A 25,704-nucleotide genomic window follows, 5' to 3' on the forward strand; every position below is an offset into this window, starting at 1 on the left:
ATGCAGAATTATATTTAAGTTTTGTGTTTTAGGCAACAGGCACAAGGCAAAGAGTGCTAAAATATTTTTAACGACCACGAACATGCATTTTTCCCATAGCCCACCGCCGAAAGCCGATACTTGAAAGCTTATAAGCACAATCTTAAACTTTATTTTGTGTGCTAACTTAATAACATTTTAAAACTCTTTGCCTAGTGCCTTTTGCCTAATGCCTAAGCACATAAATTAAATCTAACTCTGCATGATTAATAAATGATTGCAATTAAGATATTGAAAGCTATTAAAATAAATTTTAGTAACATTGTAATTTAGTAAAGGTTTTTTCAAAAGCCTTTACAAGCCTTACTTTTAGTGAATCTGTGAAAATTGTGTGGATTTCCTCCTCCGCTTTTACGCTTCCTTTTCAATTGTTTATGAAGAATCTCCTTACCTTTTATATGTCATTTCTGCTGACTATGAGTATTGCACTCAGTCAGGGAAAAAAGTTTTCTCCATGTGATTATGAGCAAAAAATGAAACAACAAGGCTTGGTCAATGTCAAAAGTCTTGACCCTAGCATTGCTGTTTTGCTCAAGTATTCCACGACTGACAATTTTGTTAAAAAGGATGTATATGGCTGTATGACGGCCTGCTATTTACAAAAAAAGCCTGCCCAAATGCTGGCAAAAGCTAATGCGATTTTGAAAAAAAGATATCCGCACTATCGTCTGTTGGTATATGATGGCGGACGACCTTTTGCGATTCAAAAAATTTTGTGGAATAGTCTTTCCCAATACCCACCACACCAGCGCGAAACCTACGTGGCAAGCCCTAGCCAAAAATCCATTCATAATTATGGCTGTGCCGTTGATTTGACGATTACCACCAGCAAAGGGGTACCTTTGGATATGGGGACGCCTTTTGATTTTTTTGGAAAATTGGCTTATCCAAGTCATGAAGATTACTTCCTCAAAACTAAGCAACTTACTGCACAACAGGTAGCAAATCGCCGTCTGTTGAGAAGCGTAATGCAACAAGCTGGATTTATGCCTATTAAGTACGAATGGTGGCATTTTAATGCCCTTGCAAGAAGTGAAGCCAAACAGGTTTATCAGATAATTGAATAAAAATAAGATTGGGTCTATACGAAAACAAACCACTAATCCTCACACACGAACCACTTATCCAAAATCGCTTCATGACTTGATTTTTCATTCGTAGTATTGATTATTCAAAAAACTCTAGGGACAATATCGAGAGGGAATACTCAAAACTATCAAACGAAATATGAAATCAGGCGTTTACAGACTTTTATTGGGAGCTGCACTTATCGCTGGGACACAGGCTCAGGCGCAAACCGCAGTAGAGGCTCCTAGTTCAAAAGGCCCAAAAATCACTCTACAACAGGCGGTAGATATTGCACTTCGCAACAATATCTCTGTAAAGCAGTCAGAAATACAGCTTCAGAACGCCGTGTTGAATTATCAGCAAGCCAAAAATAATCAGCTTCCAGGGGCAAACGGTACCATAAGTGAATTTTTCAACTTTGGTCGAAGCCTTGACCCATTTACCAACACTTACGTAGCTCGAAATATCAACTACAATAGTTTGGGGATAAATGCTGGGGTTACGGTTTTTAATGGAAATCTCCTTAAGAATACAATTGCACAAAACGACTTATTGGTAAAAGCCAACCAGTTGGATATGCAAGCAATGAAAGAGAATATTTCGATGCAGGTGGTTTTAGCCTATTTGAATATTCTCAATGCCGAAGACCAACTAACTATTGCACAAAGCCAGACCGCTATTACCAAACTACAAATTGAGCGTACTGAAAAATTAGTTCGTGCGGGTTCACTCCCTCAGACCAATTTGCTCGACCTGAAGGCTCAGGTTGCTAATGAAGAAACAACTGTTGTCAACAATCAAAGTACTTTAGATTTAGCAAAACTTACTTTAATCCAATTACTTAACGATAAGGATATCTCCAACAGCATCAATCTTGATAGAATTTCGGTACCAACACCATCAACAACCGCATACGAAGCGCCAGTAGACCAAATCTATCAAACTGCCGAAGGTACTCAGCCAACAGTAAAAGCATCCGATTTGCGTGTAAAAAGTGCTGATAAAGGTATCGAAATAGCTAGAGCGGGCTTTTTACCAACCATCAACCTTTCGGCTTCGACGGGCGCCAACCAGTCTAATGCTCAGAAAATCTATAAAGTAGATGGCACCAATCAGCAAAATTTAGGGACAGTCAACTTTAATGGACAAGATTTTCCATTGGTTGTAAATACGCCAAGAACGGTTGAAGCAGGAACGGTTGGTTATTTCAAGCAACTTGAAAATACCTTTAATTACGCCTTCGGAGCAAGTGCTAGTATCCCAATTTTTGGCCGTTTTGCCAACAAAACACGTGTGAGTCAAGCCAAATTGCAAAAAGTAAATGCAGAATTGGAGGCACAAAAAACACGCTTGACTTTGCGTCAGAATATCGAACAGGCCTACACCAATATGTCAAATGCTGCCAAAAGATACGAAGCCTTGACAGTGCAGGTAACAGCTTTGGAAGAATCTTTCCGTGCTGCCGAAAGTCGCTTCAATGCAGGAGCAATTGATTTTGTAAGTTATAATTTGCAAAAAACCAATTTGGACAAAGCAAAAGCAAACCAAATCCAAGCCAAATATGACTTTATTTTCAGAACTAAGATATTAGACTATTACCAAAATAAACCGCTCACATTTTAACCAAACACTCGATTGAATGTAAAACCTTGAAAAACTATCCTGTTTCATCGTTTTTCAAAAAACTTCACATCAATCTTTCAAAACTTTATATACAATGAAAAACAAATCCAATAAAATCTGGGTCATTTTAGCCGTTGTCGCAGTCGTAGTGGTAGGTGGGTTGATTTTAGCGAAAAAGAATGGTTGGATCGGAAAAGAAGAAGCTACAGAAGTAGAACTTTCTAAAGTAAAACGTGCTGATATTATTGAGCGTGTTTCTGCTTCGGGTAAAGTTCAGCCTGAAATCGAAGTAAAACTCTCACCAGATGTTTCTGGCGAAATTGTAGGTCTTTATGTAAGTGAAGGCGACTCGGTTGTGGCAGGTCAATTATTGTTAAAAATTCGTCCTGACAACTACGAATCACTATTGGCTCGCGCCGAAGCACAGGTAAATTCAGCAAAGGCTTCTTTAGAACAGTCAAAGGCTATCCAATCTCAATCGGAAGCTCGTTTGTTAAAAGCAAAAACTGATTTTGATCGTAACAAAAAGTTACATGACGATAAAGTAATTTCCGACTCAGACTACGAGCAGTTTACCTCTCAATACGCTGTAGCAAAACAGGACTTAGAATCGGCTAAAGCCAACGTTCAAGCTGCTGCATTTAACGTCAGAAGCTCGGAAGCTGCTTTGAAAGAAGCTCGTACCAACTTGACTAAAACAACGATTTATGCACCTCAAAGCGGTACAATCTCCAAATTGAACGTAGAGCTTGGCGAAAGAGTGGTAGGTACATCACAAATGGCTGGTACTGAGTTGCTTCGTATTGCCAACTTGAATAAAATGGAAGTTCGTGTAAATGTGAACGAAAATGATATTACCCGTGTTAGTCTTAATGATACGGTAATCATCGACGTAGATTCATACAGTGCTTCAGGTCGTAAATTCAAAGGTATTGTTTACGAAGTAGCAAGTTCTGCCAATGGCTTGGCTACCTCCTCGGCTGCAGCTTCGGTATCTAACGACGCTGTGACAGAATTTGAGGTAAAAATCAGAGTGCTTCGTAGTTCTTATGCTGATCTTATTAAAGGCAAACGCTCTTATCCTTTAAAACCAGGGATGACCGCTTCTGTTGAAATTATTACCGACCGCAAAAATGGTGTATTGTCTGTACCTTTAGCTGCTGTAACTACACGCGACCCTAAAGCGGCCGATAAAGAGAAAAAATCAGATGAAGAAAGCAATAATTCAGAAGAACCAAAGGTTATTAAAAAAGAAAAACTCAAAGAAGTAGTGTTTGTTTTGACCAAAGACAATCATGCTAAATTGAAAGAAGTTACCACTGGTATCTCCGATTTTGATAATATCGAAATTTTAGGTGGATTAACTGAAGGAGAACAAATCATTTCGGGTCCTTATGTGACAGTTTCTAAGAAATTGAAAGACGGAGAATTAGTGAAGAAAAAAGAAGCTAATAAGGACAACAAAGAGAAGAAGTAAAAGATAGAGGCGCAAATCTCAAGAAATGATTTTAAAAAATGAACTAAGATTATTATTAGATAAATTTAGTTTGGTTTAGGGTTTATGGAAAAGCCATCTCGGATTGTTGGAGATGGCTTTTTTTTATGGTTTTATTACTTTAAAAATTGTGTCGCCTAGCATAGTTTGAAGATGTAAAAAATATACTCCTGAAGCCCAATCTTGCGTATTTAGCAACAATCGATATTCGCCAGACTCTTTATATTCTTGCTGGATGAGTTGTGCTATCGGCTCGCCAGAAGCATTACTTACCAAAAGTGATGCTTGGGTCGATTGAGGAATCTTGATATAAACAACAGATACATCTTGTACAGGATTCGGCAAAACCACCAACGAAACATTTGTTATAGATTCACGTAATGGAAAATATTGAATTTTGGCACTAAAGCCATTCTGTCCTTTTGCCCTAAATCCTGATTGCAAAACGATAGCCTTTGAGGCTCGATAATGCGTCGGAACAGTAATTGCTTTACTAGACTTTATAAAATCGGATTGTACTTCTTGTGTTGAAGTATTTTGTGCGATTCCACTCAAGGAGATAGCAGTCGAAAAAAAGAAAAGATAGTAAAGTTTATTCATGATTTTACGCCTAAAAAAACCTAGTATTACAATATTTCTAGCGCTTTTTAGCTTTTGATAGCCTCTGCTGCTGACTTTTTTTCAACAATTTAATTTCTTGCTTCATTTGTTGATTTTCTTTTTTCAACTCAATCACATACAAGGTTAGTTCTTCTATTTTTTCAAGAAGTTTAGTATCTGTTTGATGCAAATCATTGCCAGACATCACCATTTCTGCTGCCGAAGGAATGTTGGGTAAATGCTGATGTTTTTTGATATAATCTTCTACCTTTTGTAATGGCATTAATTGATGTTTTTTTGAAAATACATGGTCAGCCCAATCTTCTGTATTTTTCAAAGCTACCTTTACTTGTTCTGTCAAAATTCCCTCAGATACATACAAATTATAGCCTTCGGGCAAAGAGTTAATCCCCTCTCCTATTACGACACCTTTGTTGTTATTATTTTTTAGAAATCCTAATTCATTACTTGTCCAAAGGGTATTGCTCATGCTATTGGCTGTAAGCTTAAGCTCTGGAGAGCTATTAGCAGTTGTTGTCATTTGAAATGTAACAAGATTACCCGCCTCGTCTGCAAAAAGCTGTCGCAAGCCACTAACAGTATTGCGGGTCGGAATATTTCGGAGTTGTAAAACATTGGCATTGTTGCCAGCTCCTACAACCACCAATTTTGCACCATTCGTAACAGGGTCATTGGTTCCTATACCAACGCTAGCATTATTACCCAATACAATCGAGTTCGAAATAGTTAACTCGGTATTAGCACCAATAGCCGTTGCGTTGGTAATATTACTTGCGCTCGAAGCCACGCCCGTCAACGCTCCAATAAACGTGTTGTAATCGCCCGACATAAGTTTGTTACCTGCACTAAATCCAACGAAGGTATTTTGCGCGCCAGACACATTATCTTGTCCTGTAAGAGTACCCAAGCCTGTATTATTACTGCCAGTAATAGTATTGATACCACTTGCCGTACCGATATAGGCATTGCCATTTGCCAAAGAACGACGCCCAGCATTAACACCAATAAAGGTGTTAGAATAGCCCACAGTATTAGACAACCCTGCGGCGGTTCCCAAAAACATATTGTTATTGCCAGTCGTATTCGAATACCCCGCCGATTCACCAATAAAAGTATTGGCAAAACCAGATGCATTCAGAAATCCAGCCGTTTTTCCTATGAAGATATTATTTGAGCCTTGGTTATTAAAGCCAGCGCCGTCGCCAAGCAAAACATTGGCGATACCTGCCACACTCAAAATAGGCTTCCCTCCTATTTTGTAGGCACTGTCGGACACAATATTAATACTCCCACCTACTACTTCGAGGGGGTTATTAATAACCAAACTTTGCCCATTAGGGGCTGTAATGGTTTGCGAAAATGTGTTAAACGTGATACTTACTATCACGGTTAATAGAGAGTAGTATAATTTCATTTTTACTTAGGACAAATATGAAGAGTAACGTCTCTAAGAAAGACGATTCTTCAAGTTAAGATTGATTAATAGACAATATCAAACAAATCATGTACTAAAGAGTAATCGGGTAGTTTGACTTATCAGATTAAAGAGTGGTTAGTATAGAGAAGTGTATTTTAAGCTACAAAATGCGCCCTGAAGAAAATGACTTACCAAGCAAGTTTTAGTAGTCAGTTAATATTCTTTTAACAATCTTCTTGCCAAAAATTTACCAAGTGGCTTATGATGAGTGAGTTACTGTTTGAATGCCATGAAATTAGCAAATTCTTGAATGAAATTGAAATTTTGATGGCTCACAAAAACTATTTTTATAAACTGCAATAGCCTCATTAATAAAGTTTTCTCTAGAATAACTATTTCTGTTTGACAAAGCTTGAGATTTTAAGGCTTGGTAAAGTTGGAAATTATTTTCTAATAACTCGATAGATTGAATGATATTGGCTACTTCCTGCTCGCTATCTTGAGATGGAGCTACAAGAACACCGTTATGTAAATGCTCAATCACTTCGTTGTTACCTCGACTATCCGATGCTATCACAGGTACGCCCATCGCCAAGGCTTCGAGCACACATACAGGAATGCCTTCTTTTTTACTCGGAAAAACAAAATAATCAGAAATTGACAAATATTCTTCCACTCGAGAAGTAAACCCTGTTATCGTAATATCTGGATGCTGCTCGATATATTCCCATTGTGAGGTACTGAGCCCACTCGGATGTACTGGGTCGAGACCACCTATCAACAATAGTTTGAATTGCTGTGGATAACTTTGAATCAGTTGTAAAAAAGCCTTTACCACAATATGAAAGCCCTTGAATGCGACAAATCGTCCTGTAAAAGCAATGACTTTTTGTTGTTGAATCCCTAAGATTTGACGTAAAGTGGTTCGTGTATTTTCTGAAAAATTAAGAGGATTAAATTTTTCCAAATTACAGCCCAAACCAAGACTTTGATGTTTGTAAACTTTGTTTTTATAAACCGTTTGGACAATATCCACATCGGGTTGGTTGAGCAAAAAGATTTTATCGAGCTTTTGAAAACAAAGATTTTCTAAAAAGTAAAAAAGCCCTTTTTTCCAACCAGAGCTACTATTGAGCCCCAATCCATGAAATGTACCCCAATATGGAATACCCATTTTTCGAAAAAGAATCGTAGGAAATACGCCTGTGGTAAAATGTGCATGTACCAAATCGGGCTTGATGTCCGTCACCAAGCGCCGTATTTGCCAAGCTGCCAGTAATTCGTGTTTAATTCGAAGACTTCTTGGAATACCTAAATAATGAAAATGGATATTAAGATGATTGAAAGAATAAAGATTGGGGATATCTATAGTTTTTTCAGCCGAACAAACAATGTGTAGCTCGATGTCGGGAAAATGCTCGAATATGGATAAGGATAATTCCGATAAAAAAATATTAAAACTCCCTACATCGGAAATAATAAACATAAATTTCATAAACTTTACTAGGCAAAATGATGACTCAAAAACTAGGATGATAACCTAGACTTACCCACTCGATTGACGATACCATCGTACCAGCCACAAAGAATGTATTTGAGATATTTTCTTTTTTGAGGAACTATAGCAATATAGACAAGCACCCTAGAAACGGTATAGAAAAGTTCTCGGACTTTGTATTGCCAATGGATATGGGGTTGCTTAAGCATCAATATCGAATTTCGAGCCAAATAATATCTTCTTAAAGGACTATGCAACGAAATTTCTCTTCCAAAAACCTTCAGACGGTCGTCGCCTACCTGATGCCACATTATAGCCGAAGGAATAGCAAATAGTTTGAATGCTTTATTGCAGGCTCGAAAACTCCACTCAATATCAATGTAATCAATAAAAAAATCTTCGTTCATGAATCCTATTGCCTCAAAAGTCTTCCTATCAATTAAGCAACCAGAAGAAATCAGGAAAGAAGCAGAAATAGGTTGAGTATCCTTGTTTTGGGGATAATTATGAATGAGTCTAAATCCCCGAAAAACCGAAATGGGATAATTGCGTAGGGTGCGTGGGTCGCGATAAATCGGCCCAACTGCACCAAGATTATGACCATCGACTGTCAGCTTATTCCAAGCCTCTAGTAATTGCTGAACCATTTGCTCTTCAGGCAAACTATCGTGGTCGAATAAGATAACCCCACCTATTTCTGGTTTTTCTAAAGCAAATACTATTCCTTTATTTTGGGCAAAGCCTATTCCAAGGTTATCTGATAGCGAAATAAGGGTAGTTTGGGGATAAGTGACCAATATTTTTTTTATTTCTTCAATATTATGGCTTCCATTGTCTACCACAACAACAATGGCTACCTGTGAGCATAGCCTTTCTAGTAGCTGTTGGATATCGGTAATCAATGGATGGTAGGTGACAATTACCGCCGCAATTTGACCAGTCATAAGTTAGGAATGCAGAGTTAGTTTTAATTTATTTACTTAGGCCACAGGCACGAGGCAAAACGTGTTAAAATGTTATGAAGTTAAGTACTTGGCTTAAGGCTTTAGGCCTTAGGCAAAAGGTCTTTATAATTTCATTAAAAATTCTTTTCTTCTTTAGCTTAGGGCCTAATTCCTATTGCCTGAAATCTTAAATCTAATTTTGTGTTTTAGGCACAAGGCAAAGAGTGTTAAATCGATCCTTTGTAAGGATAGATATATTTTTGCCGAATGCCCAAAGCTGAAACCCGAAAGCACAATAATTAAACTTTATTTTGCCTACTAACTTAAGTAGTAGGAAAGATTAAACTAATACCATAACTGAGGCAAAATTCGCCTATAACCTTTTGATTATGATTATATTACAATAACTGATATACTGTTAACGAATTACGTCTCTTTACTTCATAACCACAGAAATACTTTTTTCAAAAACCTACTGCCGAAAGCTGATACCCAAAAGCCTAGTGCCTTCGGCTTACTTCCGAAATCAGACATCCCAAATCCTTACAAACTCATTAATCAATTAGTTGTCTTTTGCGAGTCTCTTGAAGAAATCAAAATGCCAGCGAATGGCTTTTTGGAAATAGCTTCTATCGTGTTTGCCGGGCTGAGATACGTAGGTTGCTCGGATACGTAATTCGTCGCAACGTTTTTTGAAAAAATTGGTATTTTCATACTGGGGGTCGTCGATACCACAGTCAAAAATGATTTCTTTTTGTGTATTTGCAAACTTACCAATATTACTTATAATCGATAAATTACGTAAGGTTTCAAAATCTGTATTGCCTAAAAGCGTTCTCAAACGAGCGTTGTCTACTTCATTTTGCATATCCAAAATCCCAGCGCAACTCCCTACTGAGCGGAAAATATCTGGCTTTTTCAAAAATAAATACATTGCGCCAAAACCACCCATTCCTACACCCGTGATAAATACTTGATCGGTATCTATTCGGTATTTTTCCATCATGGTAGTATGTAAATCTTTGAAGAAAAAATCTTCAAACTTACTCGTAGCTTTTCGTGGGCTATTGATATACCACGAATCATTCAAGCCATCGGGACAAACAATGACAAAACCATAAGCATCGGCATATTTTTGAACATTCAGAAAATTACTCCACTGTTTAAAGTTCCCTCCTTGCTCATGTAAAAGATATACCATCGGAAAACGCTTTGCCGTATTGCGAGTATATTCCTTTGGCGTAAAGACTAAGGTTGTATCAGCATAAGGGACATAAATAGGATTGAAATAGAGCGTTTCCTGAGCTAAAAGTTGTTGGCTCACACATAAGACAAGAAGCACAATAATCCATTTTTTCATAGTAGTTAGTCTTTAGAAAGTTGCCTATAAATTGTATATCCGTTATTAGAGCGGTAAGTAGGAAAACGTTATTAGTTAATAGTGTACCCGTTAATAACCTAGATTACAGCTATTTAAACCTTATAATTTTGAGAAAAAACACTTATTTTGACTACCAACACAAGTCTTACCTCAGTGTTGATAATATGACCTGCTCTTGTCAAATGATTCCACTTAGCGGGTGAATTTATTCACCCGTAACGAAAATACCCGAGTCACAAGTAGCTTTAATATTGGTAAATTTCTGTCAAAATTTTCACCACTTCTTTTCGTATCTCTGCCATTGGTTTTACAAAATTGTTATTCATCAAAGAAAAGCATAATACCTTTCCTTGCTTGGTAACCAAATATCCGCTCAGGTTATAATTATTACTAAAAGAGCCCGATTTGGCGAAAATAAAAGGTTTATCTGTTTTAGGCATCAGCGATTTGAGCGTGCCAGATTGTCCTACGGCTGGAAAGACTTTAAACAATTTTTCCTGTGGCACTTCTTGATACATCTGGCGCAAAACCATTACCAAATCTCTTGGCGTAATCATATTATATCTCGAAAGTCCTGAGCCATCTACCCACGTAATGGCATCGGGAAGAGTATTCAAATAATTGGTTTTAGCTTTTTCTATCCCTTTTTTTACATTCAATTCTCCTGCCAAAATTTGTCCACACATCAACATCAAATGCTCTGCCATCATGTTATCACTGACGTGCAGCATTCTGGCAAAAACTGTATCTACAGGCAAACTCATCAATGTTTTGGCACTGGAACGTAGGGGGGCATCAATCAGCGTTACGGGTTTTCCTACAATACTCGCTAATAGTTCTGTGGTTAGTTTATTCGATGTTTTAAAGGGTACTTCTTGCTCAAAATTAGCCTTGGGAGCTTTCCCTTGAGGTATTTCAAAAGAATTACTTGATTCAACACGAGTCACACCAAAATTATTGGGACTTTTAACGCTTACGATTTTATCCTGAAAATAGGCAGGGTTTGCTATCAAACTATTCCCATTTGCCTTAAAGCCCACTACATTGCCATGAATAGGCAAAGGGCTTATTTCGGAAGCATAATCATCGTTATAGTCATCCCATGCCCAACCCGGGCCATAGTGTTTTCCCGTAAAGTTATTGGCAGAGAAATAGATTTTTTGTGGACTATTTTTCAAGAAATCTAACACTTTAGAGGCTGGCATACTCGGACTCAAAAAGCTAGGGTCTCCCGTGCCCCAAATAATCAAAGAATCGGCATTGGTGACATATTTTAAGGCAGGTAACGAATCACCCAAAGTTCGCTGACTTACGTAATAGGTCAATATTTTGGTATTCGATGCAGGTTGAAAATAGCGGTTTCCTTGATAACTAAAAATCTCCTTTTGCTCAGATAAATCGTATAAAACAAAACCAGTATGATTCTGCGAAAATGTACTAGACTCGGATAATAACTTTCCTAACTTTTTGCTACTCAACTTGCTAGTCTGACAAGCTGTCAAGCTAACTACACATCCTATCACCAGTCCTACTATTGAGCGTTTTTTCATTGTTTGTTGTTAAAAATAAAATGGAGACAGAAATACTCGATTTCGACATCCTCCGAGATTAGAAATACAATTGACTAATAACACTTTTTAGAAAGTTTAAATATAAGAAAAAAACAGAAACTTCTTTCTGTCTTTGCCGCAGTCTTGGATATACGACCGAAACTTGACATTTGGCTACGGTAATTTTACTTTTGCTGAAGTTATCCACTATCAACATCTAACACCTGCCTTTACGAATGCAATATCCGATACATCAAATATTACAGCAATATTGGGGCTATAGCTCTTTTCGTCCTTTACAAGAAGACATTATTCTGTCTGTCTTGAACGGTAGTGATACCCTGGCATTATTGCCCACGGGAGGCGGAAAATCTATTTGCTTTCAGGTGCCTGCCATGGCGATGGAAGGCCTGTGCTTGGTCATAACGCCCTTAATTGCTTTGATGCAAGACCAAGTAGCGCAATTGCGCCGAAGAGGTATTTCGGCAGTGGCGATATATGCGGGGATGCACCGAAACCAAATAGATATTGCTCTGGATAACTGTATCTATGGCGATGTAAAGTTTTTGTATATTTCTCCTGAAAGGCTTCAGACCTCTCTTTTTCTCGAAAGGGTAAAAGCCATGAAGTTATGTTTATTGGCCATTGACGAAGCGCACTGTATTTCGCAATGGGGTTATGATTTTAGACCTCCTTATTTGAAAATAGCGGAATTTAGACAGTTATTCCCTACACTTCGTACGATTGCCTTGACTGCCACGGCGACAAAAGAAGTCAAAACAGATATTTTGGCGAAGCTTGCCATGCAAAACCCTCAGGTGTTTCAGCAGAGTTTTGCTAGAGCCAATTTATCTTATTCAACGCTTTTTGAAGAAAACAAAATAGCACGCCTAGTAGCTATGCTCCAAAAGGTAGCAGGAACGGCCATTGTATATGTCCGTAATCGTCGGAAAACGCAGGAAGTAGCTCAATTTCTTCAAAAATCTGGTATATCTGCGACCTTTTATCATGCAGGAATCAATGCACAAGAACGTAGTCAAAAGCAAGAACAGTGGATTAAAAATCAGGTTCGTGTGATGGTGGCAACCAATGCCTTCGGTATGGGGATTGACAAACCCGATGTACGCTTGGTAGTGCATTTAGATTTACCCGAAACACTCGAAGCCTATTATCAGGAAGCAGGTCGTGCAGGTCGGGATGGGCAAAAAGCCTTTGCGACGGTGTTGTATGACAAAATGGATATACAAAATTTAGAGACAAATACCGCTCAAAAATATCCTCCTATCCAATTGATTCGTAGAGTATATCAATGTTTGGGGAATTATTTTCAACTGGCTGTAGGCGCTGGCGAATTTGCTTGCTATGATTTGGACCTATCGACTTTCCAACAGCGATTTGATTTGCCTTCACCTGACACGTATTTTGCCTTGAAAATTTTAGAAAATCAAGGATTTATTACGCTATCCGAAGCGATTCATCATCCTTCACGAATTACTTTTTCGGTAGATAATCGTCAATTGTATGATTTTCAATTACGAAATCCAAAATATGATACTTTTGTAAAGTTGCTTTTGAGAATGTACGGAGGAGAGCTTTTTACAGGTTATCTCAATATATCGGAGGCTACCATCTCAAAAGTATTTTCTGCTCCACAAGCAGAGGTAGAGTTGCTTTTATCTAATCTCGAAAAGTTTGATATTATTCAGTATGACAAACACAAGGATAAACCGCAACTCACATTTCTGACAGGTCGATATGATGCCCAACAATTGCCTTTGCAAGTTCAGGATATCGAACAACGTCGTGCGTATGATGTGCAAAAAGCTTCAGCTGTAAAACATTATATCGAGCATCAAAAACGCTGTAGAACGCAATTACTCTTGGAATATTTCGACGAGCATACCAACGAAACTTGCGGTGTTTGCGATGTTTGTATTAAGAAAAAACGAGAAGAAAATACTTACCAGCAAGAATTACAATACAAATTTCAAACACAAGAAAAAGTAAAAGCCTTGTTGAGCAATGGCAGTATGTCACCTGAGTTGCTACTCAAAATCATGCAACCAAACAATGTCGATTTATTTAAAGCAATTGTACGAGAAATGATAGAAAATCAGCAAATTAGCGTAGATTCGGAAGGGAATTTATCAGTGTAGCTTTTCATTTTTTCTTTTCCCCTTAGCAGAAAACCCATGACCTTACAACAACTATTTGACAGCATTAGTCAAAACCCCTATTTGCTTTTGTATTATTTATTACTTGTTCCTGCTGTTACTTTTTTGATAGGGTTATGGCAACCCAATCCTGTCATTGGCTCTTCGGTGCTGGTTCGTTATGCCTACATGGTATTGGCTTATATGATTGGTATCCCAGGAATATTTGCCTTGACTTTAGATGTTTATCTCTTTTTATTTGAGCGTCAAAGTATTTGGCAAATGAATTTGATTATTCAGATTTTGCCGATTGTTTCGATGGCTATTACGCTGATGCTTATCAAGTGGAAAGTTCCTTTCGAGTCCGTACCCGAGCTGGGTAGATTATCGGGCTTTATGACAATATTAACGGCACTTATCGGAATACTTTGGTTTGTAGACCGACTACGAATTTATGCCATTACCTACGTTCCTTTTCACTATATCGTAGTCGGATTTATTGTATTACTATTAGCCATTCGCTATGGGTGGAAAAAACTATTCTAAACGCTGAGCTTTCTTCAATTCATTGTATTTTGATTTTAGTGTATAAAACTTAATGACGTACACAATTAATAAAAAAGCTACCACTGCTGAGATTGACAACGTCAACGTTTTTTCTTCCTCTACTGATTCCAGAATAGTATGGTTTTCTTTTGACCATCCTTTGTGGCGTTCAGATAGTTCGGTAAGTTCACGGTTTTTTTCACGAAGCTCATTATTCTGTTGAATCAAATCATTGTATTGTTCTGTAAAATCTGATTTTGATTTTTCGTTAAGGTTATTCAGCTCGTCTAAAATCTCGTTATCCTTTGCCATGATTTCCTTCAAAGCCTCAATGGAGCTTTGCATATCGTCTTTGGTACGATTACCAAAAATTCCTGAAGACTGGCTCTCTGACTCTTTGAATTTACTATACAAAACCTGACGCTCTTCTGTGAGCGATTTCAAGCGATCTTGGGCGATACCTTTCGCCACAAAAGACAATAATACAATGAATAAGAAAGAGATTTTTTTCATAATTCAATTAAGCGTTTTTTAGCAAAAGGAATTATTTTGATTGATATTGCTTCAGCAATTTAGAATAGCGCCTACAATTTTGGATTTTCTCTAAAAGTGTACGAACCACTCATGATTTCACTACACAAACTTTCCTTCCTTCAGCTCTTGTTTAATCACTTTGATTCGAGCATTGAACGACGTGTGTTCAAAATCTATTCCCTCAAGACACACTTTATCAAAAAACTCCATTACCTCTGGTGGATGAGGCGTTTTCTTGCCAGTACGTACATCAATATATTTTGAAGTTGTCCACAAAACAGCCTTCAATACCTGCAAATGTTCATCTGTCATGACATATTCTGTCACTAAAGTATCCTCATTGTAATAGACAGTCGATGAAATAATTGTTACCCATTCGCTCACTCTGGCCGACGACACATAGCCTATTTGGTGATTGTAAACGACCCAAGAAGTATGGTTATTTTCGAAATAGTCATTATAATCAAAATTATAGACTTCTGCTACATGGTCTTCGCGAGCATTGAAGAAATAATCGAAATATTTAGCATTATTAAGATGCTTTAAGGGGTCACAATCTTGAAAACGGATAAGAGATTTCGAATGTAACTTTTTAGGATATTCTTTATTAGGGTCTAATTTAAACATTGAGTTTTGTTCTCAGCCTCGGCAGAGATATTATATATTTGTTGAGAAATTAACATATTAAAAGCTAAACTATCGGTCTACTTCGCCCATCACTAAATCTACCGAGCCAACAATAGCCACCAAATCTGCTAGCATAGCGCCACGACTAATTTCGGGAACTACCGATAAATTATGAAATGAGCAAGCTCTTGCTTTTACTCGCAATGGAACATCTGATCGACCATCCGTTCGGAAGAAGAAGCCTAGTTCACCTTTGGGATTTTCGGCTCTAAAATATAAATCCATCGCTTGAGGGCGTACTTTTTTAGGAAGCATCGCTTGAGGGTTAAACTCAAGTGTGCGTTTATGGTCGCCCATCAACTGCACGAGGCATTGTTCAATAATCTTGATAGATTCGTCACATTCCAGTACTCTCACAAAATTTCTATCCCAGCAGTCTCCAACGGTACCCATTTCGCCCTTTCCTACAGGAATATCAAAATCAAGTTCAGGATAAACAGAATAGGCATCGACACGACGGAGGTCAAACTTTAAGCCCGAACCACGAAGCACAGGGCCTGTACAACCGTAGTTAATAGCCAAATCTAAAGGCAACACCCCAATATTAGCCGTACGTTGGACAAAGATTTTGTTTTCAATAATCAACTCACGAATCTCAACCATTTTGGGTTTGAGGTAGTTGATAAACTCCAAACAACGCTCCTCGAAGCCAACAGGTAAGTCATAGAATAAGCCTCCAATCCAAATATAGTTATAAAGCATACGAGCACCACAAAGCCATTCGAGCAAACGTTGAATATGCTCACGGTCGCGCATGAGCCACAAAAACGAGGTATAAGCGCCAATATCCAAGCCGTAGGTACCAATAGCCACAAAATGCGATGCCAAGCGGTTGAGTTCGGCCACTAGCACACGGATATACTCGATACGTTTGGGAAGTTTACCTTCCAAATCAAGCATTTTCTCAACCCCCATCACATACGCATGCTCAGAGTTCATCGCTGCCAGATAGTCCAATCGGTCGATATATGGGATAGTCTGCCCAAATGCCAACGATTCAGCATGCTTCTCAAAACATCGGTGTAGATAACCCAAATGAGGTACCACATCCACAATCAGCTCGCCATCAGAGATTACCTCCAAACGCAAAACGCCGTGAGTCGAGGGGTGCTGAGGCCCAAGCGACAAAATCATTTCTTCCGATTTGAGCTTCGAGGAATTATATTTGTTGGGGTCTGAGCGTCTAAAATGCGCTGGGTCGTATTGATATTGAATTTGCTTCATGCCGTAAAATTCGTAAATTTTATCTTAGATAAAGAACAGCGAGAGAGCAAATTTAGTCCCCAAATACTAAAAAAACTCCTATTTTAAGAAAAAACACCCCGAAAGCGTAAGTTTTTTCAAAAACATATTTGTCTAAAACTCAAACATTTACTACCTTTGCAGTCCTATTTGGGAAATATATATTCGTTCGGACTTATCAGCAAGTTGTAATTTTCTGATAATCAAACGAATAAAAAATATTTGTAAGATACAGAAAATTCATAAAGCATAACACAATGGCTAAGAAAGGCAATAGAATCCAAGTGATTTTAGAATGTACTGAGCAAAAAACTTCAGGCGTTCCAGGGATGTCTCGTTACATCACAACAAAAAACCGTAAGAACACTACTGCTCGTATTGAGTTGAAAAAATACAACCCATTCTTGAAAAAAGTAACTGTTCACAAAGAAATCAAGTAATTCACTCGGTTATCCTTACCGATAACTGCTAACTTATTATAAGAAAATGGCAAAGAAGGTAGTTGCAACCCTTAAAAAAGAAGGTGGTGTAAAATACGCTAAAGTTATCAAAGCTGTAAAAACGGCTAACGGTGCTTACTCTTTCAAAGAAGAAATCGTTCTTCAAGAAGATGTTCAAGCTGCTCTTAAAGCTTAATATTCAGCCCCTTTATTAAGATTTTTAGGAAAAGTCCCTTTATCGGGACTTTTTTTGTTTTACTTTTGCCTTACGTTTTCAAAAGCCTATATTTATTTTTTCAAAAATAGGATAGACTTTTAACGAGTAACCAAAAAAATATCAACAAATGGGTTTATTCGATTTTTTTAAAAAGAAAGAAACACTCAATACTGAAGAGAAAGAATCGCTCGACAAAGGTCTTGAAAAAACAAAGGAAGGACTTTTTTCGAAATTGAGTCGTGCTATTGTCGGCAAGTCAAAAGTCGATGAGGAGGTATTAGATGAACTAGAAGAAATCTTAATCTCTTCGGATGTTGGCGTTGAAACGACCGTAAAAATCATTCGCCGTATCGAAGATCGTGTTGCTCGTGATAAATTCGTAAGCACAAGCGAACTTGACGAAATTCTTCGTGAAGAAATCGCAGAGTTATTAGCTCAAAATAAATCGGAAGATATTACTGATGCCTTCAAAAAATCAGATATCAAACCTTACGTCATTATGGTAGTAGGTGTAAATGGCGTCGGTAAAACTACTACTATCGGAAAACTCGCTTCTCAGTTTCATAAAGCTGGAAACAAAGTAATCTTAGGTGCAGGCGATACTTTCCGTGCTGCGGCTGTTGACCAACTCAAGCTTTGGGGACAGCGTGTCGGGATTCCTGTGATTGACCACGGAATGAACACAGACCCTGCTTCGGTAGCATTCGATGCGGTAAAGCAAGCCGTAGAACAACAAGCCGATGTTGTCATTATTGATACAGCGGGTCGTTTGCACAACAAGGTCAACTTGATGAACGAACTGGCAAAAATCAAGCGCGTTGTACAAAAATTCTTACCTGAGGCTCCGCACGAAGTACTTTTGGTATTGGATGGCTCGACCGGACAAAATGCATTTATCCAAGCACAAGAATTTACGAAAGCTACTGATGTAACAGCTTTGGCTATTACCAAATTGGACGGTACAGCCAAAGGTGGTGTGGTAATTGGTATTTCAGATCAGTTCAAAATCCCTGTTAAATATATTGGTGTGGGCGAAAAAATCGAAGATTTACAGGTATTCAATAAAAGAGAATTTGTAAACTCTCTTTTCAAGCGTAAAGCATAAAATATCTTCAAGCACATTACGTTTTCATCCTAAATAATACTTGGGTATTGTTTAGGATGTTTTCTTTTATAACCATGCTTAAAACTTTTTTCCTTGGGCTCTTTACTGTGTTAACCACGATGGCCTGTTCTCAAAAATCCATATCAAGCTCAAAAGTTATCCACAATCAAAACAAGGTATGTGGAAAAGTCTCTTGGGCATCAGGCAACCAAATGCCTTCTCCCGACAGCCCCCCTAGAGTTCCTAAAGGGATTCAACGAGAAGTACTAGTGTACGAGCTTACCAATATCAAGCAGGTTAGTAATCACAAGGGCTTTTTTAGCAACATTCAAACAAAGCTGATAATCAGCACCTTAACAGATAAAAATGGAGATTTTTGTCTTGATTTACCCGAAGGAAAGTATTCTATTATGGTGAGAGAAGACGAAAAAGGATTGTGGGCAAATATTTTTGATGGCGAAGAAAACATTTTTCCATTTGAGGTAAAAAAAGGAAATAATGAGCCTATCAACTTTGTGGTAAACTATCAAGCAGCCTATTAATATCAATAAAAAAATGTGGATAAGTAGCTTATCAAGGCCACTTATCCACACTTTTTTGTGAATAACTTACCAATTATCCTTCGGCAAAAATGAAATTATTTATTCTTTTCTTTTGCCCAAGCATCCTTCAATCCAACAGTTCTATTGAAAACTAACTTATCTTCAGAAGAATCTTTGTCTAAACAGAAATATCCTTTACGAATAAATTGATAATTTTTTCCTAGCTCAGCTTCTTTAAGACTAGGTTCGACTAATACATTTTCTAAGACAGTCAACGAATCAGGATTGATAAATTTCTTGAAATCATCACCTACTTGTGATGCATCTTCCAAAATCAACAATCGGTCATACACGCGCACCTCAGCTGGCACTGCATGTTGTGCAGATACCCAGTGGATAGTTCCTTTTACATGAATACCAGAGGTATCTGAACCTGAGCGACTTTCAGGAATATAAGTACAATGGATTTCGGTAATGTTTCCGAATTCGTCTTTTACAAATTCTTCACATTTTACAATATAAGCTCCTTTCAAACGAACCATTAAGCCAGGCCCCAAACGGAAGAATTTCTTCGGTGGAACTTCCATGAAGTCTTCACGCTCGATGTATACCTCACGACTAAACGGTACATCGCGATGACCACTATTGATATCTTCGGGGTTATTTTCTACTTGTAAAGTTTCTACTTGTCCTTCAGGATAATTAGTAATTACCAATTTTACAGGATCAAGCACAGCCATTACACGTGTGGCAATTTTGTTCAAATCTTCACGTACACAGAATTCTAAAACACCCACATCGATAAGGTTATCGCGTTTGGCCACTCCAATTTTATCACAGAAATTACGAATCGAAGCAGGGGTAAATCCACGACGACGCAAACCTGAAATGGTAGGCATACGAGGGTCATCCCATCCCGATACGATGTTTTCTTTCACTAGCTGCAATAAACGTCTCTTACTCATTACCGTATGGGTAAGATTCAAACGAGCGAATTCGTATTGATGTGAGGGAAAAATATCTAGTTTTTCAATAAACCAATCATATAAAGGACGGTGAACATCAAACTCCAATGTACAAATCGAATGAGTAATTTTTTCAATTGAATCCGACTGCCCATGAGCAAAGTCGTACATCGGGTAAATACACCATTTATCGCCAGTGCGGTGGTGTTTCGCTTTTTTGATTCGGTACATCAGTGGGTCGCGCATGTGCATGTTGGGGTGCGCCATATCCACTTTGGCACGAAGTACCTTTTCTCCGTCTTTGAACTCACCGTTTTTCATGCGCTCAAACAAATCGAGGTTTTCCTCAACCGAGCGATAACGATAAGGGCTTTCTTCACCAGGGATATTAGGATTTCCTTTTTGAGCAGCAATCTGTTCAGAAGTTTGGTCATCCACGTATGCTAGGCCTTTTTTGATTAGCTGTACAGCAAAATCATAAAGCTGGTCAAAATAGTCGGAGGCATATAGCTCATTTTCCCAATCAAAACCCAACCAACGAACGTCTGCTTTGATTGATTCCACGTATTCTGTATCTTCTGTTACAGGGTTGGTATCGTCGAAGCGAAGGTTAGTTTTACCACCAAATTTATCGGCTAAGCCAAAGTTCAAGCAAATAGATTTGGCATGACCAATGTGCAAATAACCGTTAGGCTCGGGAGGAAAACGAGTGTGTACACGACCACCATTTTTTCCTGATGCAATATCTTCCTCAACGATTTGTTCGAGAAAATTAGCGGGAGTTCGCTCTTGTGATTTTTCTTTTTCTTCTGTCATAATACCAAATAATCTATACTCAAATAGCCATAAATGGCCATTTATTTTACAGGTAAAATCAAACCCTTGATGAATTCAAAAGATTTGAATTTAAAAAAATTACATTAAAAATACCTTGATTTTGCTGCCAGATTTTTTTGGCTAGATTAAAAATATACAATTTTGGGAAGAGCTATCTTATCTCAATAATCGTCTTTATCTGTTTAATCATCACTTAGCCAAGCTATTGCTATCCAAAGCTATTAATCTATCTGAAGATGGCATTTCTTGTCAGAATAGATTTGTATTAAATACGAATTTACACAATTTTATGTAATGGTTGAAACAAAAATCACATTCCTCGAATAATCCTGTCGAGTGATGAATTCTTGCTAACAATTCTGTCTCTTAGAAGTTATGAATGATATGCTCAAACGCCAATGCGTTTCTGCAAGTCATTTATGCGTTTTTTAACATTATCAATTTCATGAAAAAAGTCATATTAAGCGAACAAGAGATAGACCGTATTATCGAGATGGCTTGGGAAGACCGAACACCATTTGATGCCATTTTGGAGCAATTTGGACTAAAAGAGCAAGAAGTAATAGAATTGATGCGTAAAGAAATGAAACGTTCATCTTGGAAAATGTGGAGAGAACGAGTGCAAGGGCGAGCCACCAAACATCGTGTCAAAAGTACAATTTTAAAAGGACGCTTCAAATGCGATTTACAAAGGAGTATTTCGATGAACAAAATTTCGAAACGAAAGTAATTTTATGAGCTAGAATGCGTTTAACTGTCTCTATATCAAATGCACTCATTTCGTTTGAGCAAAATATTATAGGTTTTTCGATAAGATAATGCCGTTTAATAAAAATTTTATTTTACAAAACTCCTTTTCGGTAAAATTTCCTAGAAATTTGCAGGAAAGTCTTTAACTTTGCTTTCTATTTCTTAACCTTACTGAGAAGTAGGCCAAAACCAGAAGTTAAAGATTTTGAAGGCATTAGATTGTGTTGTCTGGCAATCTAGTAAAAATTCAAAATCTATCAATACTAAACTCCCAACAAGATGAGTGCAATTAAACTAGACCAGATAGACCATAAAGTCCTGGAAATTCTTCAACAGAACGCCAAAATTACAAACGCCCAGCTTTCAAAAGAAATTGGCCTTTCGCCTGCCCCTACCCTCGAACGTGTAAAAAAATTAGAAACCTCTGGAATTATTCAAAGCTATCATGCCCAATTGAATAGAGATAAAGTAGGTTTGGGAGTTACAACTTTTGTTACGGTTTCATTAACTGGTCACAAAAAACAAGTTACTGAATCATTTGTACACCAAATCAACGAAATCCCAGAAGTAATTGAGTGCCACCATGTTACAGGCTCAGGAGACTTTTTATTGAAAATTATTGCTAAAGATATCTCTTCATACCAAAAGTTGATGTTAGAAAAAATCAATGAGATTGAAGAAGTAGCTGGTACGCAAACTATGGTTATTTTATCTACTTTTAAAGAAAGTAAAGTATTACCAATACCTTGAAAAACTTCATCATAAAGATTTTGTAAAAGCGCGAGCCCTTTGAGAAGGGCTCGCGCTTTTTGTTGCTTTAGGCATTGGCATAAATTTACATTCAAAACTCATCACTCCCAATGCAGCACTTACACTTACTCGACAATTGTATAATAGCTAAAATCCAATGCATCGAAGGTATTGAGTAATATGGAGATAAATTCAGGATTATTGAGCGAGAAATTCATGAGGTTTTCTACACGTTCTTGCGACCCACCATTCGGGAAGAGTTTGTGCTTAAGTCCCAACAACTGACTTACTTCTGTTTCATGATTGCGCTCCTCTGCCTTTTTTAAGCGTTTTTCCAAATGCTCAAGACTATTCAAGAGCTTTTGTTGTTCGCCTTTTACGGCACCTTCCAAGGTTTTGTCGATTTTGATAGCTTTGGCAAGTATTTCTTCAAAAATTGAGGAAAAAGTTTTCCCTTCTTCTGCTAAACTTAAAGAATTTACTGAGTGTTTTTCGACAAAGTTTTTGCGTAAGGTTATTTCATCACAATATAACTCATCGATAGACAAATCTAGTTTTTCCATCTTTTTAGCCGAGGCCTTATTGATAACCAAAGCGAAGTTTCGTGGCATTAAGATAGGGAAAGTAACACCGTAGTGGTCAAACGCCCCTTTCAACTGTAACCAGTAAGGCACTTCAGATGGGCCGCCAATGTAGGCCAAATTGGGTAAAATTACCTCTTCGTATACTGGGCGCAATACTACATTTGGGCTAAAATGTTCGGGTTGGGTTTGGAGCAAAGCAAGTATTTCTTCTTCCGAAAATTGAAGTTCCGTATTCAATACCTTATATATTCCTTCTTCTTTTACAATACGCTCACGTACACCGTTGGACAAATAAAAGAAGTTGATTTCGCGAGGTGCAATTTGGGTTTTATACCCCAAATTTTCGAGGGCCTGAGACGTTGCCTGTACTTTGGTAAATGCCGAATGATGTAATAAATCATCTTTAATAATTGGCGAGAACAAGCTCTTGAGCTGGCGGTCGTCTGCGTCGATACAAATTAAGCCCTCCGAACCAAACAAGTCATGAATGTAACATCGTACGGCATCGCTTAAGGTTTCTTTTTCAAGATATGCATTTTTAAATACCTCTGGACAATCTTGGAACTCACTAATTAGCGTTTCAAGCTCTTTTGGATTCATTCTGCCTACTGCTCCTTTTTGCTCTGTATTCCATTCATATTTTTTACCAAATAATGAAAAATGATTGATTTCGGCAAAATCGTGGTCTTCGGTAGCCATCCAATACACAGGAACGAAATTGTAATCAGGATAGGCTTTTTTCAGTGATTTTGCCAAATTAATTACCGTAATCATCTTATAAACCACATACAAAGGGCCAGTAAAAATATTCAACTGATGCCCTGTGGTAACGGTAAATGTATTGGATTGAGCAAGAATATCAAGGTCAGGCTGAATCGTTAGGTTTTGGTATTGTCGCTTTAGTACCTCGACAAGGACCTTTCTGTTATCGTCAGAAAATGTTTTTTGTTCTATCTGCTTTGCAAAACCCTCCAAATTAGGGAAGTTTCCAGCATACTCGGCCAAGGTCGAAGCTTGGTCCATATAATCAAGAAAGAGCGCTGAAAATTGATTGGTTTGTCTTAAAGGTAGTCTATGTACTTGCATAATGAGCGATGCCTAATGGGGCGTTTCAATAAATATCTTCTGATAGTTAATAATTCTGAGTATTGTTTTAAGAAAAACAAAACCTAACCTTATACTAACGTAAGGTTGGGGTAGTTCGTTCTGCTAAAGTTTGATGTTTTTCTAAACACCACCAAATTATCGACCAATAACCTTAGAAAAACCTTGAAATGAATTATTTCTATTCTTAATCGTCTCTTTATATTGAGTATATTTGTGTAGAGCTTGAGGAAAAACCGCCCACTTCAAGCCAACTACTTGAAATATAATTGCCCTCCTTAAAAGAGGAATAGGCACAAAATTTGCTTGTTTTTCCTTACGCTAATACATACGCTATCCTCGTTATGCAAAAACTTATACTTTTTTTTATAGCAAGTTTATTCTGCTATCGCCTAAGTGCCCAACAAAATCCTCAATACAGTCAATATATGATGAATACCTATCTAATCAATCCCGCAGTGGTGGGTATTGAAGATTATACCGATATAAAGGTGGGGTATCGTAATCAGTGGACTAATTTTGAAGGAGCGCCCACTACTTATTATCTTACTGCTCACTTGGCTCTTGACAAGCCCGATCGTACCAGCACAGGCCCAACGCCCTATATTAGCAAAACGATTCGTCGTCCTATTACTCCTACGCGCCAGTACAGTGGTAAGCCACGCGTACCTGGGCACCAAGGTGTAGGTATCTCGTTAATCTCTGACAATATGGGACCTAGCTCGCAAATCAGTCTTTTAGGAAGTTATGCTTATCATATACCAGTAACAGGTCATTCAAAATTAGCAATTGGTGCATCGGGTGGTGTGACACAATATACCCTAGACTTTTCGAATTTGCAGGTAAAAGTAAATCCCGACCCTGCCATTATGGGAGGTGGTAAAATTACAGCGATTCAGCCCACCATCAATGTAGGCGCATGGTATTACTCGATGAACTATTACATTGGGGTATCGGCAAACCAACTTCTTTTTGAAAACTATAACCTCAAACCTACTGGCGATAATTCGTCTACTTACTCTTGGGTTGGAAGTGTATATCCACACTATTTCCTATCTGCTGGTTATAGATTTGACGCTACGGATTATTGGACGGTAATGCCTTCGGTATTGGTCAAAAAAGTAAATTTGGCACCCGTAACGTATGATGTAAACCTAAAAGCAATGTATGACAATCGCTTTTGGATTGGCGCCTCTTATCGCAACAAAGACGCCTTTGTGGGTTTGGTAGGTTTTAATATTAATTCATTATTGAATATAGGCTACTCATACGATTTTACTCTTTCTGACATTAATCAACGCTCGCGAGGAAGTCATGAAGTGGTAATTGGAGTTATGCTCAATAACAAGCACAAAATTCTTTGTCCACAAAATTTGTGGTAAGTAAATGGAAGTTAGGTATACCAAATTAGATTTAATTTATGTGTTTAGGCAATAGTGTTTAGGCACTAGGCAACAGGCACTAGGCAAAGAGTGTTTATGTGTTTAGGCACAAGGCAACAGGCACTAGGCAGCAGGCACAAGGCAAAGAGTGTTTATGTGTTTAGACACGAGGCAAAAGTGTTAAATTGTTTTTTAGTAACAATAGATATGTTTTGCCGAATGCTCAAAGC

The 25,704-nt window shown here is 37.8% G+C and carries 23 protein-coding genes; 12 read left to right on the forward strand and 11 right to left on the reverse strand.

Features of this window, described 5'->3' with window-relative positions; all coding sequences use genetic code 11:
• The first annotated feature begins 413 nt into the window (after nt 1-413).
• The 3 genes from ACOVQ4_RS01300 to ACOVQ4_RS01310 all read left to right on the forward strand — a co-directional run bounded on the left by ACOVQ4_RS01300 (nt 414) and on the right by ACOVQ4_RS01310 (nt 4,207).
• On the forward strand, nt 414-1,106 hold the full coding sequence (locus ACOVQ4_RS01300; protein WP_421818863.1) for a M15 family metallopeptidase: 693 nt from the start codon (nt 414-416) through the stop codon (nt 1,104-1,106).
• 160 nt (nt 1,107-1,266) lie between these two features.
• Nucleotides 1,267-2,730 (forward strand): TolC family protein, encoded by a 1,464-nt coding sequence (locus tag ACOVQ4_RS01305; protein WP_421818864.1) that lies wholly within the window; start codon nt 1,267-1,269, stop codon nt 2,728-2,730.
• Between the two features lie 94 nt (nt 2,731-2,824).
• Nucleotides 2,825-4,207, forward strand: coding sequence for an efflux RND transporter periplasmic adaptor subunit (locus ACOVQ4_RS01310; protein ID WP_421818865.1), 1,383 nt, complete (start codon nt 2,825-2,827; stop codon nt 4,205-4,207).
• 123 nt (nt 4,208-4,330) lie between these two features.
• On the opposite strand, the gene ACOVQ4_RS01315 is transcribed toward ACOVQ4_RS01310, so the two are convergent.
• The 6 genes from ACOVQ4_RS01315 to ACOVQ4_RS01340 form a co-directional block, all read right to left on the reverse strand.
• Nucleotides 4,331-4,825: a T9SS type A sorting domain-containing protein gene (locus ACOVQ4_RS01315; protein WP_421818866.1), complete on the reverse strand. Its 495-nt coding sequence runs from the start codon at nt 4,823-4,825 to the stop codon at nt 4,331-4,333.
• Between the two features lie 37 nt (nt 4,826-4,862).
• Complete coding sequence (locus tag ACOVQ4_RS01320; RefSeq protein WP_421818867.1) at nt 4,863-6,260, reverse strand: bZIP transcription factor; 1,398 nt, start codon at nt 6,258-6,260, stop codon at nt 4,863-4,865.
• Nucleotides 6,261-6,558: 298 nt separating this feature from the next.
• The gene (locus ACOVQ4_RS01325) at nt 6,559-7,749 is read right to left on the reverse strand and encodes a glycosyltransferase (protein WP_421818868.1); all 1,191 of its coding nucleotides are present in this window, start codon (nt 7,747-7,749) and stop codon (nt 6,559-6,561) included.
• A gap of 41 nt (nt 7,750-7,790) precedes the next feature.
• Nucleotides 7,791-8,705 carry a glycosyltransferase family 2 protein gene (locus ACOVQ4_RS01330; RefSeq protein ID WP_421818869.1) on the reverse strand — a complete coding sequence of 305 codons (915 nt, stop codon included), beginning with the start codon at nt 8,703-8,705 and terminating at the stop codon, nt 7,791-7,793.
• A gap of 562 nt (nt 8,706-9,267) precedes the next feature.
• Nucleotides 9,268-10,065, reverse strand: a complete 798-nt coding sequence (locus ACOVQ4_RS01335) for an alpha/beta hydrolase (protein WP_421818870.1) — start codon at nt 10,063-10,065, stop codon at nt 9,268-9,270.
• A gap of 266 nt (nt 10,066-10,331) precedes the next feature.
• Nucleotides 10,332-11,636: a D-alanyl-D-alanine carboxypeptidase/D-alanyl-D-alanine-endopeptidase gene (locus ACOVQ4_RS01340; protein WP_421818871.1), complete on the reverse strand. Its 1,305-nt coding sequence runs from the start codon at nt 11,634-11,636 to the stop codon at nt 10,332-10,334.
• 236 nt (nt 11,637-11,872) lie between these two features.
• Here ACOVQ4_RS01340 and ACOVQ4_RS01345 point away from each other — a divergent pair, with 236 nt between their 5' ends.
• Nucleotides 11,873-13,792 (forward strand): RecQ family ATP-dependent DNA helicase, encoded by a 1,920-nt coding sequence (locus ACOVQ4_RS01345; RefSeq protein WP_421818872.1) that lies wholly within the window; start codon nt 11,873-11,875, stop codon nt 13,790-13,792.
• Between the two features lie 36 nt (nt 13,793-13,828).
• Nucleotides 13,829-14,335, forward strand: a complete 507-nt coding sequence (locus ACOVQ4_RS01350) for a hypothetical protein (protein ID WP_421818873.1) — start codon at nt 13,829-13,831, stop codon at nt 14,333-14,335.
• Here the strand turns inward: ACOVQ4_RS01350 and ACOVQ4_RS01355 are convergent.
• The 3 genes from ACOVQ4_RS01355 to ACOVQ4_RS01365 form a co-directional block, all read right to left on the reverse strand.
• Nucleotides 14,327-14,848, reverse strand: a complete 522-nt coding sequence (locus ACOVQ4_RS01355) for a hypothetical protein (RefSeq protein ID WP_421818874.1) — start codon at nt 14,846-14,848, stop codon at nt 14,327-14,329. The genes ACOVQ4_RS01350 and ACOVQ4_RS01355 overlap by 9 nt on opposite strands.
• A 120-nt stretch (nt 14,849-14,968) precedes the next feature.
• Nucleotides 14,969-15,496 carry an acyl-CoA thioesterase gene (locus tag ACOVQ4_RS01360; RefSeq protein ID WP_095161202.1) on the reverse strand — a complete coding sequence of 176 codons (528 nt, stop codon included), beginning with the start codon at nt 15,494-15,496 and terminating at the stop codon, nt 14,969-14,971.
• Nucleotides 15,497-15,565: 69 nt separating this feature from the next.
• Nucleotides 15,566-16,780 (reverse strand): NADH-quinone oxidoreductase subunit D, encoded by a 1,215-nt coding sequence (locus ACOVQ4_RS01365; RefSeq protein WP_421818875.1) that lies wholly within the window; start codon nt 16,778-16,780, stop codon nt 15,566-15,568.
• Between the two features lie 275 nt (nt 16,781-17,055).
• On the opposite strand from ACOVQ4_RS01365, the gene rpmG reads away from it, so the two are divergent.
• The 4 genes from rpmG to ACOVQ4_RS01385 all read left to right on the forward strand — a co-directional run bounded on the left by rpmG (nt 17,056) and on the right by ACOVQ4_RS01385 (nt 19,102).
• Complete coding sequence (rpmG, locus tag ACOVQ4_RS01370) at nt 17,056-17,238, forward strand: 50S ribosomal protein L33 (RefSeq protein ID WP_026996357.1); 183 nt, start codon at nt 17,056-17,058, stop codon at nt 17,236-17,238.
• Between the two features lie 46 nt (nt 17,239-17,284).
• The gene (locus ACOVQ4_RS01375) at nt 17,285-17,434 is read left to right on the forward strand and encodes a DUF4295 family protein (protein WP_166549852.1); all 150 of its coding nucleotides are present in this window, start codon (nt 17,285-17,287) and stop codon (nt 17,432-17,434) included.
• 148 nt (nt 17,435-17,582) lie between these two features.
• Nucleotides 17,583-18,560, forward strand: a complete 978-nt coding sequence (gene ftsY, locus ACOVQ4_RS01380; protein WP_421818876.1) for a signal recognition particle-docking protein FtsY — start codon at nt 17,583-17,585, stop codon at nt 18,558-18,560.
• Between the two features lie 74 nt (nt 18,561-18,634).
• On the forward strand, nt 18,635-19,102 hold the full coding sequence (locus ACOVQ4_RS01385) for a hypothetical protein (protein ID WP_421818877.1): 468 nt from the start codon (nt 18,635-18,637) through the stop codon (nt 19,100-19,102).
• 95 nt (nt 19,103-19,197) lie between these two features.
• Here the strand turns inward: ACOVQ4_RS01385 and ACOVQ4_RS01390 are convergent, their stop codons facing one another.
• The gene (locus ACOVQ4_RS01390) at nt 19,198-20,883 is read right to left on the reverse strand and encodes a glutamine--tRNA ligase/YqeY domain fusion protein (protein WP_421818878.1); all 1,686 of its coding nucleotides are present in this window, start codon (nt 20,881-20,883) and stop codon (nt 19,198-19,200) included.
• Between the two features lie 466 nt (nt 20,884-21,349).
• Here ACOVQ4_RS01390 and ACOVQ4_RS01395 point away from each other — a divergent pair, with 466 nt between their 5' ends.
• Nucleotides 21,350-21,634: a TIGR03643 family protein gene (locus ACOVQ4_RS01395; RefSeq protein WP_166549849.1), complete on the forward strand. Its 285-nt coding sequence runs from the start codon at nt 21,350-21,352 to the stop codon at nt 21,632-21,634.
• A gap of 299 nt (nt 21,635-21,933) precedes the next feature.
• Entirely contained in the window at nt 21,934-22,404 is a 471-nt protein-coding gene (locus tag ACOVQ4_RS01400; RefSeq protein WP_421818879.1) for an Lrp/AsnC family transcriptional regulator, read from the forward strand.
• A gap of 125 nt (nt 22,405-22,529) precedes the next feature.
• Here ACOVQ4_RS01400 and bshC read toward each other — a convergent pair whose 3' ends face one another.
• Nucleotides 22,530-24,074, reverse strand: coding sequence for a bacillithiol biosynthesis cysteine-adding enzyme BshC (bshC, locus tag ACOVQ4_RS01405; protein WP_421818880.1), 1,545 nt, complete (start codon nt 24,072-24,074; stop codon nt 22,530-22,532).
• A 362-nt stretch (nt 24,075-24,436) separates the two neighbouring features.
• Between bshC and ACOVQ4_RS01410 the strand changes: the two genes are divergently transcribed.
• Nucleotides 24,437-25,474, forward strand: coding sequence for a type IX secretion system membrane protein PorP/SprF (locus ACOVQ4_RS01410; RefSeq protein WP_421818881.1), 1,038 nt, complete (start codon nt 24,437-24,439; stop codon nt 25,472-25,474).
• Nucleotides 25,475-25,704 lie beyond the last annotated feature (230 nt).

It is taken from the genome of Flectobacillus sp., from assembly GCF_049240685.1.
In the GTDB taxonomy this organism is placed as follows: Bacteria; Bacteroidota; Bacteroidia; order Cytophagales; family Spirosomataceae; genus Flectobacillus.

What these genes read in the sequence shown, in the direction of transcription:
- ACOVQ4_RS01330 (WP_421818869.1), bottom strand. Translation starts at nt 8,705, where the DNA reads ATGACTGGTCAAATTGCGGCGGTAATTGTCACCTACCATCCATTGATT.
- ACOVQ4_RS01350 (WP_421818873.1), top strand. Translation starts at nt 13,829, where the DNA reads ATGACCTTACAACAACTATTTGACAGCATTAGTCAAAACCCCTATTTG.
- ACOVQ4_RS01300 (WP_421818863.1), top strand. Translation starts at nt 414, where the DNA reads ATGAAGAATCTCCTTACCTTTTATATGTCATTTCTGCTGACTATGAGT.
- ACOVQ4_RS01335 (WP_421818870.1), bottom strand. Translation starts at nt 10,065, where the DNA reads ATGAAAAAATGGATTATTGTGCTTCTTGTCTTATGTGTGAGCCAACAA.
- ACOVQ4_RS01365 (WP_421818875.1), bottom strand. Translation starts at nt 16,780, where the DNA reads ATGAAGCAAATTCAATATCAATACGACCCAGCGCATTTTAGACGCTCA.
- ACOVQ4_RS01410 (WP_421818881.1), top strand. Translation starts at nt 24,437, where the DNA reads ATGCAAAAACTTATACTTTTTTTTATAGCAAGTTTATTCTGCTATCGC.
- ACOVQ4_RS01395 (WP_166549849.1), top strand. Translation starts at nt 21,350, where the DNA reads ATGAAAAAAGTCATATTAAGCGAACAAGAGATAGACCGTATTATCGAG.
- ACOVQ4_RS01310 (WP_421818865.1), top strand. Translation starts at nt 2,825, where the DNA reads ATGAAAAACAAATCCAATAAAATCTGGGTCATTTTAGCCGTTGTCGCA.
- ACOVQ4_RS01400 (WP_421818879.1), top strand. Translation starts at nt 21,934, where the DNA reads ATGAGTGCAATTAAACTAGACCAGATAGACCATAAAGTCCTGGAAATT.
- ACOVQ4_RS01325 (WP_421818868.1), bottom strand. Translation starts at nt 7,749, where the DNA reads ATGTTTATTATTTCCGATGTAGGGAGTTTTAATATTTTTTTATCGGAA.
- bshC (WP_421818880.1), bottom strand. Translation starts at nt 24,074, where the DNA reads ATGCAAGTACATAGACTACCTTTAAGACAAACCAATCAATTTTCAGCG.
- ACOVQ4_RS01305 (WP_421818864.1), top strand. Translation starts at nt 1,267, where the DNA reads ATGAAATCAGGCGTTTACAGACTTTTATTGGGAGCTGCACTTATCGCT.
- ACOVQ4_RS01375 (WP_166549852.1), top strand. Translation starts at nt 17,285, where the DNA reads ATGGCAAAGAAGGTAGTTGCAACCCTTAAAAAAGAAGGTGGTGTAAAA.
- ACOVQ4_RS01360 (WP_095161202.1), bottom strand. Translation starts at nt 15,496, where the DNA reads ATGTTTAAATTAGACCCTAATAAAGAATATCCTAAAAAGTTACATTCG.
- ACOVQ4_RS01320 (WP_421818867.1), bottom strand. Translation starts at nt 6,260, where the DNA reads ATGAAATTATACTACTCTCTATTAACCGTGATAGTAAGTATCACGTTT.
- ACOVQ4_RS01355 (WP_421818874.1), bottom strand. Translation starts at nt 14,848, where the DNA reads ATGAAAAAAATCTCTTTCTTATTCATTGTATTATTGTCTTTTGTGGCG.
- rpmG (WP_026996357.1), top strand. Translation starts at nt 17,056, where the DNA reads ATGGCTAAGAAAGGCAATAGAATCCAAGTGATTTTAGAATGTACTGAG.
- ACOVQ4_RS01345 (WP_421818872.1), top strand. Translation starts at nt 11,873, where the DNA reads ATGCAATATCCGATACATCAAATATTACAGCAATATTGGGGCTATAGC.
- ACOVQ4_RS01385 (WP_421818877.1), top strand. Translation starts at nt 18,635, where the DNA reads ATGCTTAAAACTTTTTTCCTTGGGCTCTTTACTGTGTTAACCACGATG.
- ACOVQ4_RS01315 (WP_421818866.1), bottom strand. Translation starts at nt 4,825, where the DNA reads ATGAATAAACTTTACTATCTTTTCTTTTTTTCGACTGCTATCTCCTTG.
- ACOVQ4_RS01390 (WP_421818878.1), bottom strand. Translation starts at nt 20,883, where the DNA reads ATGACAGAAGAAAAAGAAAAATCACAAGAGCGAACTCCCGCTAATTTT.
- ACOVQ4_RS01340 (WP_421818871.1), bottom strand. Translation starts at nt 11,636, where the DNA reads ATGAAAAAACGCTCAATAGTAGGACTGGTGATAGGATGTGTAGTTAGC.
- ftsY (WP_421818876.1), top strand. Translation starts at nt 17,583, where the DNA reads ATGGGTTTATTCGATTTTTTTAAAAAGAAAGAAACACTCAATACTGAA.